Raw genomic sequence first — 13,916 nt, forward strand, 5'->3', positions numbered from 1 at the left:
GGTGATCGACGCCAGACGCCTGCGGACGCTGCGTGCCGTGGCGGACCACCGGACGGTGACCGCCGCGGCCGCCGCGCTCTTCCTCACCCCCTCCGCCGTCTCCCAGCAACTGGCCGCGCTGGAACAGGAGACCGGGCACGCGCTGCTCGCCCGGGAGGGGCGCGGGGTGCGGCTGACGGCGGCCGGCGAGATCCTGGTCTGCCACGCCGACGCGGTGCTCGCCCAGTTGGAGCGGGCCGAGGCCGACCTCGCCGCCTACGCCTCCGGGGCCCGCGGCGAGGTCACCGTGGCCTCCTTCGCCACCGGCATCTCCCAGGTGCTGGTGCCGGCCATCGGCACGCTGGCCCGCACCGCGCCCGGGGTGCGGCTCAAGGTGCTGGACGCCGAGGGCGACGCCAGCCTGCCGATGCTGCTGGACGGGCTGGCCGACCTGGTGATGGCCGTCGAGTACCGGGGCGCGCCGCGCCCGGAGGACCAGCGGCTGACCCGGTTCCCGCTGTTCGCCGAGCCGTTCCGCGCGGTGCTGCCGCTGGACCACCGGCTGGCCGACGGGGACGGGCCGGTGGCGGTGGCCGAGCTGGCCGGGGAGCCGTGGATCGGCCCCTACCCGGGCAACCCCTGCCACGACGTGGTGCTGCTGGCCTGCGAGCACGCCGGGTTCACGCCCCGGCTGGTGCACTCCTCGGACGACTTCCGCGCGGTGATCGCGCTCGCCTCGGCCGGTGCGGGCGTGGCGCTGGTGCCGCGCTCGGCGCTGCGCGGGGTGGAGCTGGACCGGGTCGCGGTGCGCGCGGTGGACAGCGAGCTGGCCACCCGCAAGGTCTTCGCCGCGGTGCGCGGCGGGGCCGAGGAGCACCCGCTGATCCGTCCGGTGCTGCACGCGCTGGCCACCGCGGCCGAGGCGCTGGAGGAGGCCTGACGGGTCGTAAGCTGAGCACCGGTCGATGATGATCATTCGTACGACAGGAGCTCGCCGTGACCCAGCCCCCCGCCCCCGACCAGTCGCTCCCGGTCGGGGTGATCGGTCTCGGTGACATCGCGCAGAAGGCCTACCTGCCGGTGTTCAGCGCCCTGCCGGGGCTGGACCTGCGGCTGATGACCCGGGACAAGGCGAAGCTGGACCGGCTCGGCGACGCCTACCGCGTCGAGCGGCGCTTCACCGAGCTCGACGCGCTGATCGACTCCGGCATCCGGGCCGCCTTCGTGCACGCCTCGACCGACCAGCACGCCCCGATCACCGAGCGGCTGCTCGACGCCGGCGTCGACGTCTACGTCGACAAGCCGCTCGACTACCACCTGGAGCCGGCCCAGCGGCTGGTCGCCCAGGCCGACCGGCTGGGCCGCTCGCTGATGGTCGGCTTCAACCGCCGCTTCGCCCCCGGCTACGCCCAGGCGTTGGAGCGCCCGCGCGACCTGATCGTCCTGCAGAAGCACCGCGAGTCGCTGCCGGAGGCCGTCCGCAGCATGGTCTTCGACGACTTCGTGCACGTGGTGGACACCCTGCGCTTCCTGGCGCCCGGGGAAGTCGAGGAGATCGACGTCCGGTACCGCAAGCGCGACGGCATGCTGGACCACCTGGTGCTCACCCTGGCCGGCGACGGCTTCACCGCGATCGGCGTGATGAACCGCCGCTCCGGCTCCACCGAGGAGGTCCTGGAGGTCTCCGGCGCCGACTCCAAGCGCGAGGTGCGCAACCTCGCCGAGGTGATCGACCACCGCGGCCAGCCGACCGTGCGCCGCCGCGGCGACTGGGTCCCGGTGGCCCGCCAGCGCGGCATCGAGCAGGCGGTCCGGTTCTTCCTGGACGCCGTCCGGGCCGGCCGCACGCTGAACGCGTCCGACGCGCTGCGCACGCACGAGCTGTGCGAGGAGATCGTCGGACGCGTCGAGAGCGTCTGAGGGGTCGGCTCAGCTCAGCTCAAGCGCAGGGAGGTGTCGTCGACCAGGAACGCGGTCTGGGCCGCGCCGGTCTCGTGCGAGGTGAACTTCACGATCACCGTGGAGCCGAACTCCGGTGCCACGTACGGCGTCAGGTCGAAGGAGACCGGGACGTAGCCGTTGGTCGCGTCCAGGTTGCTCCAGGTCTTCAGGACGGCGATCTGCTTGCCCGAGTACTGGTCGTCCAGCTCCAGGGTCAGGCTGTCCTGCGCGGTCGGCGCGGTGTTCGTGTTCGTGGAGTCGACGTGCAGCCAGAAGGAGAGCGAGGCGCGGGTGTAGCCGGGCGTGGTCTCCACGCCCTGGGAGAGCGAGTCGTCCTGGGCGGCGCTGTGGCCGAGCCAGGCGTACCCGGCGCCCGAGTGCGGCTGGTGGGCGGTGGACTGGGTGATGATCCCGGGGGAGGACTGGGACCACCAGCCGGGGTAGTTGCCCTTGGCGTCGGCCGGCACCTCGAAGCCGGGGTCGACGATCTGCTCGATGCCGAGGCAGCCGTACTGACCGGTGGTGAAGAAGCCGTACCAGAAGTGCGTCGAAGCCTGGTTGCCCTTGTCGTCCCGGACCGTGACGGTCACGTCGTGGTAGCCGAGGTCCCTGGTCCGGCCCTTGATCACACCGCTGCCCGCATCCATCCGCAGCCCGCTGGGCAGGCCGGTGGCCGAGTACCGCAGGTGCTTGGAGTCGGTGTCGGAAGCGATCACCGGGACCGAGACGTTCTGGCTCGGAGGTGCCGTGCGGTCGCACATGGTGCTGACGACCAGCGGCTGGTTGCGCTCGATCGGGTGCGAGCCGGAACACGTGTGGTTGTCGTTGTCCCAGGTGGTCTGCACCGCGAAGGCGCCGGTGGCGAGCTGCAGGTTGAACAGGCCGCCGGGCGTGCCCTGGGTGATCCAGGCGCACTTGTCGCCGTCCTCCTGGCCCGCCTGGTCGATCCAGCCGCCCATCGCGTTGGTGTCGGTCAGGGTCTCGGCGTACTCGTGACCGCCGAGGATGGAGTAGCCGTCCAGCCGGCCGCGCGGGCCGGGGTTGATCCAGTTGGTGCCGCAGTACTTGTAGTCCGTCAGGTACGGCATGATCGTGTACGCCAGCGTGCCGTACGAGGAGCGCTCGAAGGTGTGCCAGGCGCACCAGCTGTTCAGCTCGTGCCAGCTGTCCGGGTCCATGCCGTGCGCGGTGGTGACCACGTACTGGACGTTGCGGTTCTGCGCCTCGGTGGTGTTGCCGAAGTGCTTGGCGGCGGCCGCCGCTTCGGCCGCGATCTGCGGCTCGGTGGCCTGCTGCGGCGCGGCCGCGTCGTTGTCCACCCAGACGCCGGCCAGCGCACCGCCGGCCGCCGGGTAGCCGACGTGCGGGGCGTCGGCGGGGCAACTGCCGCTGCCGGACGCCACGTTCTCGCAGTACTGGGTCAGCACGCCGCTCCAGGCGTCGTTGTTGCTGCCCAGGCCCTTGAAGAACGACTGCTGGTAGGGCGCGGCATTGTCGGGGTCGTTGGAGAGCGTGGTGTAGCCGTCGGCGTCCTTACCGGCCGTTCCCCACTGGGCACCCCAATAGATCACGTAGACCTTGGGGGGGTCCGGAGGTGACGCCGACCGAGTCCTGGCCGCCGCGGTAGGCCATGTTCGGCTGGTCGTTGTTGACCGGGACGATGGGCATGACCGGGTCGGCGTGAGTCGTCGGCCCCGTGGCCGCCCCCGGGTGTGCGCTCAGCGCGGCGTGCGGGTGGCCCGGCTGGACCTGGACCCAGTCGCCGTGCGTCTGGACCCACCCGGCGGAGGCCGGATGTGACGCTGCGTCAGGTGCGCTGCCGGCGGCCTGTGCGGTTCCGGCGAGCCCGGTCAGCGCCATGCCGAGCGCGAGCAGGGCGGAGGCGAACAGCCCCGTCCCGCGCCGCGCGCTTGAGGGTGATGAGGTCATGGTGCGTACAATTGCACATGTCACACGCTAGGCGGGGTCGAGTGTCCGATAACGTTCGGGAAAGTCTGACGCTGTGTGAAAAAACAGCACTGCCGCGGTGCCCGACCCCCGGGCACCGCGGCAGTGAGTGTGAGTCGGCGTCAGGTCGCCGAGGGCGAAGGCGCGTCGGACGAACCGCCCGCGCCACCCCCGCCGCCCGCGCCGCCGCCGGTCGGCAGCAGCGGCTGGCAGGTCTTGTAGGCCGCCGCGGTGTTCGGGTCGGCCGTGTTGAGCGAGCGCAGGCCGCCGGTGGTCGGCAGGGTCACGCCGTGGTCCTTCATGCAGCCGGTGAACGCCTGCATCGCGGAGCTGTTCAGTCCGCCGTTGCCGCCGCGACCGCCGCCCTGCGGGCGCAGCGAGGCGCAGGCCTGCATCGCGGCCTGGCGGGCCGGGTCGGCGGAGGCGCCGCCGCCGAAGAAGCCACCGCCACCACCGCCGCCGCCCGGGGCGCCGCTGGGCCGACCGCTCGGGCGGCCGCTGGGCCGGCCGGTCGGGATCGACACGCCGTGCTGGCGCAGGCAGTCGGCGTACGCGGCCATTGCCGCACCGCCCTTGCCGGAGGCGCTCGCCGAGGGCGAGGCGGACGGGGCGGAAGCCGTGTTGGAGCTGCTCGACGAGGACGAGCAGCCGGTGAGCAGCAGGCCCGCCGCGAGCACCGCAGCGGCCCCGACGGTGCGAATGGTGGTCCGGGACAAGTCCGGTGCCTCCTGGTCTTCGGTCGGTCTTCGGTTCGACATCTGGCTGCCGCCGGTCGCAACGGGGGTTTGCAACCGGCGGCGAGCTCGACTCTTGCGCACCGTCGTTGGGAAACCCTGGACCTACCTGGGAGCTTGCCGCCCGTAGCGGGCCGAAGCGGGCGGATCGGATGTCCGATTGGCTAGCCTTTGCACGGTTTCGTTCCCGCCCGCTCCCACCAGGCTCCCAGGTAGTTCCGAGCGCCGCAAGAACCAAGCTTTGCCTCCCGGGGCCTGACCGTCCGTCATCCCCTGCGCGCCGCTGCTGCTAGTCGCGCAGCGGCTTGACGATCGTGTGGGTGATGACCTGTCCCTTGATGGACTTGGTGCCGAGGGTCTGGGTGCCCTGCTCGCCGGGCTTGGCGGCGACCTGCGTGGCCTTGGCCTTGGCGGCGAGCTCCTCGGGAGTGAGCTCGGTGGGCTGGTCGTCGGACATGGCTGCTCTCCTTCTGTCGCACCCGAGGTCGGGCGTAGTCGATCTTCCCCGGCGGGGCGCAGGGTAATCGGTCGGTTACCGGTCAGGCGTCGGCGGGTCGGTGGCCTGGAACGTTCGTCGAACTGACATCCCCGAGTGGGGTTATATCGCCATGACCCCAGGAGGGGTTAGAAAGGAGACCGGTCGAAACGACTCCCCTTGGAGGCAACAGCCATGCCCAAGATCAACGTGTACCTCCCGGACGACCTCGCCGAGGCGGTCCGCGCGGCGGACATCTCGGTCTCGCCGATCTGCCAGCGGGCGCTGGAGCACGCGGTGCGCCAGGTGACCGCGGTCCGCGCGGCGGCGGCGCACGACCTGAACGGGTCGGACCTGGCGCTGGTCCGGTTCACCGCGAAGGCACGCACCGCCGTGGGGCTCGCCGTCGAACAGGCCCGCGAGGCGGGAGAGGCCACCGTGTCCACCGCCCGCCTGCTCGCGGGGCTGGTCGCGGAGGGCGACAACCTGGCGCTCCAGGTGCTCCGAGCGCTGGAGATCGCCCCCGAGCAGCTGACCGCCCTCGCGCCCGCCGAGGAGCCCGGCCCGGTCGCCGAGGGCGCCCTGCACTTCAGCATCCCGGCCGGCCGGGCGCTGGAGCTCACCGTCGCCGAGGCCACCCAGCTCGGCCACAACTACGTCGGCACCGAGCACCTGCTGCTCGGCCTGATCGCCGACCCCGACGGCACCGCCGGCCGCCACCTGCGCGACGCGGGCGCCGACCAGCGGATCGCCCGCCGCGCCGTCGCCGCCGCCCTGGCCGGCTACGGCTACCTGCAAGCTGCCCAGCCCGCCACCAACCCCGACCGCCTCGCCGCCCTGCTCCAGCAGCAACTCCAGCCCCTGATCGCCCGCATCGAACAGCTGGAGGCGCGCCTGGCGTAGCCGCCCGGCGCCGGGTCAGATCCCGAGCAGCTGCTCCGCCACCCGGCGGCGGGCCGGGGCCAGCTCGGCGTGGATGGCGTCCCACTCGGTGGCGTCGGCGGTGACCAGGGCCGCCTGCGCGGGGCGTTCGGCGCGCATCCGGACCCGCAGGTGGGTGGGCGGGTGGCTGGTGTCGACGGCGCTCATGCCGCGCTCGCCCAGGCGGGCGCGGCGCTCGCGCTCGGTACCGGGGATGGAGTCCACGTACTCGCGCAGGCCGGTCCAGAACCGCTCCGCCGGATCCTCGCCCGCGCCGGGGCGGGTGTGCTGGTGGGCGGCCCGCTGCTGGGTGATCCGGGTGGCGACGCCGGGGCCGAGCAGGAGCTTGCCGAGCATCGTGGCGGCGTCGGCGGAGGAGCCGGCCCGGGCGGCGAGGTCGTCCGCCCGGTACTCGGCGCGCTGGCTGCTGCGCATGGTCAGCCGGTACAGCACCCCGTGCACCCAGCGCACGGGCAGTGCGAGCCAGTTGAGCAGCGCGGAGGCCAGCGCGTCGGTGGCCGCCCGGCGGGCCCGGTAACCGAGGAAGGCCTCGCCGGAGCGCGGGGTGAGCAGCTGGTACCAGGCCTCCAGGGTCCGCAGCGCGGTCTCCAGCCAGAAGCCGCGCCGGGCGTCCCCGTTGCTGCCGTGCCCGAGTTCATGGCCGAGCAGGGCGATCCGCTCGGGGCCGGTCAGCACGGTCCACAGCGGCAGGCCGAGGGTCACCTCGACCCGGCGGCGCAGTCCGGCCCGGCGGTAGGAGGCGTTCCAGGCGCCGGTGATCCGGATCCGGTCCGGCCGGCGGGTGCCCAGCTGGTCCGCGGTGCGGTCCAGCAGCGCGTAGAGCGCGGGCGCCCGGTCCCGGTCGAGCGCCGCCGGATCCCTGCGCCAGCGGCCCAACCGGGGTCGCAGCAGCCAAGCCAGCGCGAGCCCGACCACGCCGAGTCCCTTCAGCGGTGCGGCCGGCTGGAGCAGCAGCCAGAGCGAGCCGGCCAGCACGGCCAGGGTCCACAGGTGCACCAGCCCGGCGATCAGCACCGCGGCCAGCCAGGCGGCGCCGTGCCGGCCCGACTCCTGCGACTCGCTGGCGGCCAGGCGCTGGTAGAGCGCCTCGACCCGGGCCCGGTCGCGGGCCCGGCAGCGCTCCGCGCGGCGGCCGGGCGCCGGCGCCTCGGCGCCGAGGTTCCAGTCGCAGCCGGGGCACCAGTCGGTGAACCGGGAGTCGGATTCGATGGGGGCGGCGCAGTTCGGGCACGCCCGGGACACGGTGGTGAAGGACACGTGCGCAGATCATGCCGTAGCCCGCCGACAGCACCGGACTGGGGGTCGCCGGGTGCCGTGACGAAAAACAAGCACGCATGATTGCTTTTTTCGTCCCGCTGACCCACCATCATCTGGACCCGCGCACCGCGTCAGAGAGGGGCCGTCGCCACATGTCCGAACCAGGCACCGTGGAGGATCCGTCGCCGTTGCGGATCGGCAACGCCTCCGGTTTCTACGGCGACCGGTTCGCCGCGTTCCGCGAGATGCTCACCGGCGGGCCGCTGGACGTGCTCACCGGCGACTACCTGGCCGAGCTGACCATGCTGATCCTGGCCCGCGAGCGGGTGAAGGACCCGGAGCTCGGCTATGCCAAGGGGTTCCTGCGCCAGCTCGGCGACTGCCTGGGACTGGCTGCCGAGCGCGGCGTGCGGATCGTGGTGAACGCGGGCGGGCTCAACCCGGAGAAGCTGGCGCAGGCCGTCGGCGAGCTGGCGCGGCGTCAGGGTGTGGAGCTGCGGGTCGGCCACGTCACCGGTGACGACCTGCTGCCCCGGGCCGGCGAGTTCACCGATCCCGCCGGGCTGCTCGCGGCCAACGCCTACCTCGGCGCCTTCGGCATCGCCGACTGCCTGCGGGCCGGCGCCGACCTGGTGGTGACCGGCCGGGTCACCGACGCCGCCCTGGTGGTGGGCCCGGCGATCGCGCACTTCGGCTGGCAGCGCACCGACTTCGATCCGCTGGCCGGCGCCGTGGTGGCCGGGCACGTGCTGGAGTGCGGGGCGCAGGCCACCGGCGGCAACTACGCCTTCTTCACCGAGCTCGCCGCGCACGGGCACGACCTGCGCCGCCCCGGCTTCCCGCTGGCCGAGCTGCACGCCGACGGCAGCAGCGTGATCACCAAGCACCCGGGCACCGGCGGCGCGGTCACGGTCGGCACCGTCACCGCCCAGCTGCTCTACGAGACCGGCGGCCCGCGCTACCTGGGCCCGGACGTCACCGCGCGGCTGGACACGGTGCGCCTGGAGCAGCAGGGGCCGGACCGGGTGCGGATCAGCGGGGTGCGCGGCGAGGCCCCGCCGCGCAGCCTCAAGGTCGGCCTCAACCGGCTCGGCGGCTGGCGCAACGAGGTCACCTTCGTGCTCACGGGGCTGGACGTGGACGCCAAGGCCGGGCTGCTGCGCGAGCAGTTGGAGCCGGTGCTCAAGGAGGACGGGCCGGCCGAGGTGCGCTGGACCCTGGCCCGCACCGACCAGCCGGACGCTGCGACCGAGCAGCAGGCCAGCGCGCTGCTCCAGCTGACGGTGCGTGACGCGGACCAGGCGAAGGTCGGACGGGCCGTCAGCAACGCGGCCGTCGAGCTGGCCCTGGCCGGCTACCCGGGGTTCCACGTCACCGCGCCCCCCGGCCCGGGCACCCCCTACGGCGTCTTCACCAGCGCCTTCCTGCCGCAGCCGGAGGTGGAGCACTGGGCCGTGCACCCGGACGGCACCCGGCACGCGATCGACCCGGCGCCCGTCACCTCCGCCGACGTCCCGGACGTCCCGGGTGTCCCGGAGGTCCCAGGCGTCCCGGACGTCGAAGCGGCCGACTTCCCGAGCCAGAACGACGCGGGCCCCACCCGCCGCGCCCCGCTCGGCCTGGTCGCCGGCGCCCGCAGCGGCGACAAGGGCGGCGACGCCAACCTCGGCGTCTGGGTCCGCACCGACCAGGCGTACCACTGGCTCGCCGCCACCCTGACGGTCGAGCGGCTGAAGGGCCTGCTCCCGGAGACCGCCGAACTCACCGTCACCCGCCACCTGCTGCCCAACCTGCGGGCCGTCAACTTCACCGTCGAGGGCCTGCTCGGCGAGGGCGTCGCCGCCCAGGCCCGGTTCGACCCGCAGGCCAAGGCGCTGGGGGAGTGGCTGCGCTCCCGCCACCTCGACATCCCGGAGGCCCTGCTGTGACCGTGCTGCCCACCCGCCTGGACCCGGGCGCCGCGGAGTACCGCGAGCACCGGGCGGCGATGCTCGACAAGCTCGCCTCGCTGGACGCCGACCACGCCAAGGCGCTGGCCGGCGGCGGCCCCAAGTACCTGGACCGCCACCGCTCCCGCGGCAAGCTGCTGGCCCGCGAGCGGATCGAGCTGCTGCTCGACGAGGACTCGCCGTTCCTGGAGCTCTCCCCGCTGGCCGCTTGGGGCAGTGAGTACCCGGTCGGCGCCGGCATGGTCACCGGCATCGGCACGATCGCCGGCACCGAGTGCGTGATCACCGCCAACGACCCGACGGTGCGCGGCGGCGCCAGCAACCCGTGGACGCTGCGCAAGGCGCTGCGGGCCAACGAGATCGCCCTGCGAAACCGGCTGCCGCTGGTCAACCTGGTCGAGTCCGGCGGCGCCGACCTGCCCAGCCAGAAGGAGATCTTCATCCCGGGCGGCGCGCTCTTCCGCGACCTCACCCGGCTCTCCGCCGCCGGCATCCCGACGGTGGCCGTGGTCTTCGGCAACTCCACCGCCGGCGGCGCCTACGTGCCCGGCATGTCGGACCACACCGTGCTGGTCAAGGAGCGGGCCAAGGTCTTCCTCGGCGGTCCGCCGCTGGTGAAGATGGCCACCGGCGAGGAGAGCGACGACGAGTCGCTGGGCGGCGCCGAGATGCACGCCCGCACCTCGGGCCTGGCCGACCACTTCGCGCTGGACGAGACCGACGCGATCCGCCAGGCCCGCCGGATCGTGCACCGCCTGCACTGGCGCAAGACCGGCCCGGGCCCTGACCCGACGGCCGCCCCGCCCCGGTACGACGAGGAGGAGCTGCTCGGCATCGTCCCCGGCGACCTGAAGGTGCCGTTCGACCCGCGCGAGGTGATCGCCCGGATCGTCGACGACTCCGACTTCGACGAGTTCAAGCCGCTCTACGGCGCCAGCCTGGCCACCGGCTGGGCCACCCTGTTCGGCTACCCGGTCGGCGTCCTGGCCAACGCCCAGGGCGTGCTGTTCAGCCAGGAGTCGCAGAAGGCCGCCCAGTTCATCCAGCTGGCCAACCAGCGCGACATCCCGCTGGTCTTCCTGCACAACACCACCGGCTACATGGTCGGCAAGGAGTACGAGCAGGGCGGCATCATCAAGCACGGCGCGATGATGATCAACGCGGTCTCCAACAGCACCGTGCCGCACCTGTCGGTCCTGATGGGCGCCTCCTACGGGGCCGGGCACTACGGGATGTGCGGGCGGGCCTACGACCCGCGCTTCCTGTTCGCCTGGCCGAGCGCCAAGTCGGCGGTGATGGGCCCGCAGCAGCTGGCCGGGGTGCTGTCGATCGTGGCCCGGCAGTCCGCCGCCGCCAAGGGACAGCCCTACGACGAGGCCGCCGACGCGGCGATCCGGGCCGCCGTGGAGCAGCAGATCGAAGCCGAGTCGCTGCCCGCCTTCCTCTCCGGCCGGCTCTACGACGACGGGGTGATCGACCCGCGCGACACCCGCACCGTGCTGGGAATGTGCCTGTCCGCCGTCCACAGCGCACCCGTCCAAGGGGCGCGTGGCTACGGCGTCTTCCGGATGTGAGGAACCGTCACCATGATCACTAGCCTGCTGGTCGCCAACCGCGGCGAGATCGCCCGGCGGATCTTCCGCACCTGCCGCGACCTCGGCATCGCCACCGTCGCCGTGCACTCCGACCCGGACGCCGACGCCCCGCACGTGCGGGAGGCGGACGCCGCCGTGCGGCTGCCCGGCGCCGCGCCCGCCGACACCTACCTGCGCGCCGAGCTGCTGGTCGCCGCCGCGCTGGCCGCCGGGGCCGACGCCGTCCATCCCGGCTACGGATTCCTCTCCGAAGACCCGGAGTTCGCCCGCGCCGTGCTGGCCGCCGGGCTGACCTGGGTCGGTCCGAGCCCCGGGGCGATCGCCTCGATGGGCTCCAAGACCGCGGCCAAGCGCCTGATGGCCGAGGCCGGCGTGCCGGTGCTGGCCCCGGTCGACCCGGCCGCCGCGACGGCGGCCGACCTGCCGCTGCTGGTCAAGGCGGCGGCCGGCGGCGGCGGGCGCGGCATGCGGATCGTCCGCCAACTCGACCAGCTGCAAGCCGAACTGACGGCAGGTCGGCAGGAGGCCGAGGCCGCCTTCGGCGACGGCGAGGTCTTCCTGGAGCCCTACCTGCCGACCGGCCGCCACATCGAGGTGCAGCTGCTCGCCGACGCGCACGGCACCGTCTGGGCGCTCGGCGAACGCGACTGCTCGCTCCAGCGCCGCCACCAGAAGGTGATCGAGGAGACCCCGGCCCCGGGCCTGGACGCCGCGCTGCGCGCCGAGCTGGCCGGGGCCGCCACCGCGGCCGCCCGCGCCATCGGCTACACCGGCGCCGGCACCGCCGAGTTCCTGCTCGCCCCCGACGGCCGGTTCTTCTTCCTGGAGATGAACACCCGCCTCCAGGTCGAGCACCCGGTCACCGAACTGGTCTTCGGCGTCGACCTGGTGGCCCTGCAACTCGCCGTCGCCGAGGGCGAAGCGCTGCCCGCCGAGCCGCCCGCCCCGCGCGGCCACGCGATCGAGGCCCGGCTCTACGCCGAGGACCCGGCCGCCGACTGGCAGCCGCAGAGCGGCACCCTGCACCGCTTCGAGCTGCCGGTGGCCGAGGGGCTGCGGGTGGACTCCGGGGTGACCGACGGCTCGGTCGTCACGGTGCACTACGACCCGATGCTCGCCAAGGTGATCGCCTGGGCCCCGACCCGGGCGGCCGCCGCCCGCAAGCTGTCCGGCGCGCTCGCCCGGGCCCGGATCCACGGCCTCACCACCAACCGCGAGCTGCTGGTCCGCGCCCTGCGCCACCCGGCGTTCCTGGCCGGCCGGGTGGACACCGCCTTCCTGACCGAGCACGCCGCCGAACTGCTGCACCCGGTGCCCGACAAGAACGGCCTCCCGCTGGCCGCCCTCGCCGCCGCCCTGGCGGACGCGGCCGGCCGCCGCACCGCCTTCCCGTCCGGCTGGCGCAACCTGCCCTCCCAGCACCAGCAGAAGCGCTACCGCACGTCCGACGGCGAGGAGCTGACGGTCCGTTACCGTCACACTCGGGACGGCCTGCGAACCGCGGAGCACCCGGGCGTCGAGCTGCTCTCGGCCACCCCGGACCGGGTGGTGCTGGAGTGCGACGGGGTCCGGCGCACGGTCGAGGTCGCCGTCCACGGCGCCGAGGCCTACTGTGACACTGCGTCAGGATCCTTCGTCCTGACGGCCGTTCCGCGCTTCCCCGAGCCCGTGGTCCGGCAGCTGCCGGGCGCCCTGCTGGCTCCGATGCCCGGCACCGTGGTCCGCCTCGGCGCCGCCGTGGGCGACCGGGTCACCGCCGGGCAGCCGCTGCTCTGGCTGGAGGCGATGAAGATGGAGCACCAGGTCGCCGCCCCGGCCGACGGCCTGCTCACCGAACTGCGCGCCACCACCGGACAGCAGGTCGAACTCGGCGCCGTACTCGCCGTGCTGCGCCCGGACACCGACACCCCGACAGAGGAGCACCCCGCATGACCGAGAGCCCGCTGATCGAGACACCCGAGCGGATCGCGCTGCGCCAGGCGGTCGGCGACCTGGGCCGGCGCTTCGGCTCCGGCTACTTCCTGACCAAGGCCCGGGCCGGCGAGCACACCGACGAACTCTGGTCGGAGGCCGGCAAGCTGGGCTTCCTCGGCGTCAACCTGCCCGAGGAGTACGGCGGCGGTGGCGCCGGCGTCTACGAACTCTCCATCGTGCTGGAGGAGTTGGGCACTGTCGGCTGCCCGCTGCTGATGCTGGTGGTCTCCCCGGCGATCTGCGGCACCATCATCTCCCGGTTCGGCACCGAGGCGCAGAAGCGCCACTGGCTGCCCAGCCTGGCCGACGGCAGCCGCCGGATGGCCTTCGCCATCACCGAGCCGGACGCCGGCTCCAACTCGCACAAGCTCTCCACCATCGCCAAGCGCGATGGCGAAGACTGGATCCTCAACGGCCGCAAGGTCTTCATCTCCGGCATCGACGGCGCCGACGCCGTGCTGGTGGTCGGCCGCACGGCGGATGCCCGCACCGGCAAGCTCAAGCCCGCCCTGTTCATCGTGCCGCGCGACGCGCCCGGCTTCGAGTACCGCCCGATCCCGATGGAACTGGTCTCCCCGGAGCGGCAGTTCCAGGTCTTCCTGGACGACGTCCGGCTGCCCGCCGAGGCGCTGGTCGGCGAGGAGAACGCCGGTCTGCAGCAGCTCTTCGCCGGCCTCAACCCCGAGCGGATCATGACCGCCGCGTTCTCCCTCGGGGTGGCCCGCCAGGCGCTCAACACCGCCGTGGAGTACGCGAAGACCCGCACCGTCTGGGACACCCCGATCGGCGCCCACCAGGGCCTGGCCCACCCGCTCGCCCAGTGCCACATCGAGGTGGAGCTGGCCCGGCTGATGATGCGCAAGGCCGCCCACCTCTACGACGCGGGCGACGACCTGGCCGCCGGCGAGGCCGCCAACATGGCCAAGTACGCCTCCGGCGAGGCCGCCAGCCGCTCCGTGGACCAGGCCGTGCAGACCCTCGGCGGCAACGGCCTGACCCAGGAGTACGGCCTGGCCGCGCTGCTCAGCGCCACCCGGGTCGGCCGGGTCGCCCCGGTCAGCCGGGAGATGATCCTCAACTTCGTCGCCCAGCACAGCCTCGGCCTGCCCCGCTCCTACTGAGT

Annotated in this window: 11 protein-coding genes; 7 read left to right on the forward strand and 4 right to left on the reverse strand. The window is 73.5% G+C overall.

All coding sequences use genetic code 11. The features are described 5' to 3' along the window. Position 1: 1 nt before the first annotated feature. Both FHX73_RS38540 and FHX73_RS38545 read left to right on the forward strand, forming a co-directional pair. Entirely contained in the window at positions 2 to 919 is a 918-nt protein-coding gene (locus FHX73_RS38540; RefSeq protein WP_145910675.1) for a LysR family transcriptional regulator, read from the forward strand. A gap of 56 nt (positions 920 to 975) precedes the next feature. Continuing rightward, positions 976 to 1,899, forward strand: coding sequence for a Gfo/Idh/MocA family protein (locus FHX73_RS38545; protein WP_145910676.1), 924 nt, complete (start codon positions 976 to 978; stop codon positions 1,897 to 1,899). A 14-nt stretch (positions 1,900 to 1,913) separates the two neighbouring features. Here the strand turns inward: FHX73_RS38545 and FHX73_RS38550 are convergent, their stop codons facing one another. From FHX73_RS38550 to FHX73_RS45305, 3 genes are all read right to left on the reverse strand, one after another. Beyond that, positions 1,914 to 3,491 carry a putative Ig domain-containing protein gene (locus FHX73_RS38550; protein ID WP_145910677.1) on the reverse strand — a complete coding sequence of 526 codons (1,578 nt, stop codon included), beginning with the start codon at positions 3,489 to 3,491 and terminating at the stop codon, positions 1,914 to 1,916. 498 nt (positions 3,492 to 3,989) lie between these two features. Continuing rightward, positions 3,990 to 4,583 (reverse strand): hypothetical protein, encoded by a 594-nt coding sequence (locus FHX73_RS38555; RefSeq protein ID WP_145910678.1) that lies wholly within the window; start codon positions 4,581 to 4,583, stop codon positions 3,990 to 3,992. A 307-nt stretch (positions 4,584 to 4,890) separates the two neighbouring features. Beyond that, the gene (locus FHX73_RS45305; RefSeq protein ID WP_170305272.1) at positions 4,891 to 5,058 is read right to left on the reverse strand and encodes a hypothetical protein; all 168 of its coding nucleotides are present in this window, start codon (positions 5,056 to 5,058) and stop codon (positions 4,891 to 4,893) included. A gap of 213 nt (positions 5,059 to 5,271) precedes the next feature. Here FHX73_RS45305 and FHX73_RS38560 point away from each other — a divergent pair, with 213 nt between their 5' ends. After that, complete coding sequence (locus tag FHX73_RS38560; RefSeq protein ID WP_145910679.1) at positions 5,272 to 5,979, forward strand: Clp protease N-terminal domain-containing protein; 708 nt, start codon at positions 5,272 to 5,274, stop codon at positions 5,977 to 5,979. Positions 5,980 to 5,994: 15 nt separating this feature from the next. Here the strand turns inward: FHX73_RS38560 and FHX73_RS38565 are convergent, their stop codons facing one another. Beyond that, positions 5,995 to 7,275 carry a M48 family metallopeptidase gene (locus FHX73_RS38565; protein WP_145910680.1) on the reverse strand — a complete coding sequence of 427 codons (1,281 nt, stop codon included), beginning with the start codon at positions 7,273 to 7,275 and terminating at the stop codon, positions 5,995 to 5,997. 152 nt (positions 7,276 to 7,427) lie between these two features. Between FHX73_RS38565 and FHX73_RS38570 the strand changes: the two genes are divergently transcribed. The 4 genes from FHX73_RS38570 to FHX73_RS38585 are packed head-to-tail and all read left to right on the forward strand — an operon-like array spanning position 7,428 to position 13,914. After that, complete coding sequence (locus tag FHX73_RS38570) at positions 7,428 to 9,203, forward strand: acyclic terpene utilization AtuA family protein (RefSeq protein WP_145910681.1); 1,776 nt, start codon at positions 7,428 to 7,430, stop codon at positions 9,201 to 9,203. Beyond that, positions 9,200 to 10,798, forward strand: a complete 1,599-nt coding sequence (locus tag FHX73_RS38575) for an acyl-CoA carboxylase subunit beta (protein WP_145910682.1) — start codon at positions 9,200 to 9,202, stop codon at positions 10,796 to 10,798. Before FHX73_RS38570 ends, FHX73_RS38575 begins: the two co-directional genes overlap by 4 nt. Positions 10,799 to 10,810: 12 nt before the next feature. Continuing rightward, a complete protein-coding gene (locus FHX73_RS38580; protein ID WP_145910683.1) occupies positions 10,811 to 12,751 on the forward strand; it encodes an acetyl/propionyl/methylcrotonyl-CoA carboxylase subunit alpha in 1,941 nt (646 codons plus the stop codon). Beyond that, complete coding sequence (locus tag FHX73_RS38585; protein WP_145910684.1) at positions 12,748 to 13,914, forward strand: acyl-CoA dehydrogenase family protein; 1,167 nt, start codon at positions 12,748 to 12,750, stop codon at positions 13,912 to 13,914. Before FHX73_RS38580 ends, FHX73_RS38585 begins: the two co-directional genes overlap by 4 nt. The last annotated feature ends 2 nt before the right edge of the window (positions 13,915 to 13,916 follow it).

The sequence above is a fragment of the Kitasatospora viridis genome (assembly GCF_007829815.1).
In the GTDB taxonomy this organism is placed as follows: domain Bacteria; phylum Actinomycetota; class Actinomycetes; order Streptomycetales; family Streptomycetaceae; genus Kitasatospora; species Kitasatospora viridis.

What these genes read in the sequence shown, in the direction of transcription:
- FHX73_RS45305 (WP_170305272.1), bottom strand. Translation starts at nt 5,058, where the DNA reads ATGTCCGACGACCAGCCCACCGAGCTCACTCCCGAGGAGCTCGCCGCC.
- FHX73_RS38560 (WP_145910679.1), top strand. Translation starts at nt 5,272, where the DNA reads ATGCCCAAGATCAACGTGTACCTCCCGGACGACCTCGCCGAGGCGGTC.
- FHX73_RS38580 (WP_145910683.1), top strand. Translation starts at nt 10,811, where the DNA reads ATGATCACTAGCCTGCTGGTCGCCAACCGCGGCGAGATCGCCCGGCGG.
- FHX73_RS38570 (WP_145910681.1), top strand. Translation starts at nt 7,428, where the DNA reads ATGTCCGAACCAGGCACCGTGGAGGATCCGTCGCCGTTGCGGATCGGC.
- FHX73_RS38585 (WP_145910684.1), top strand. Translation starts at nt 12,748, where the DNA reads ATGACCGAGAGCCCGCTGATCGAGACACCCGAGCGGATCGCGCTGCGC.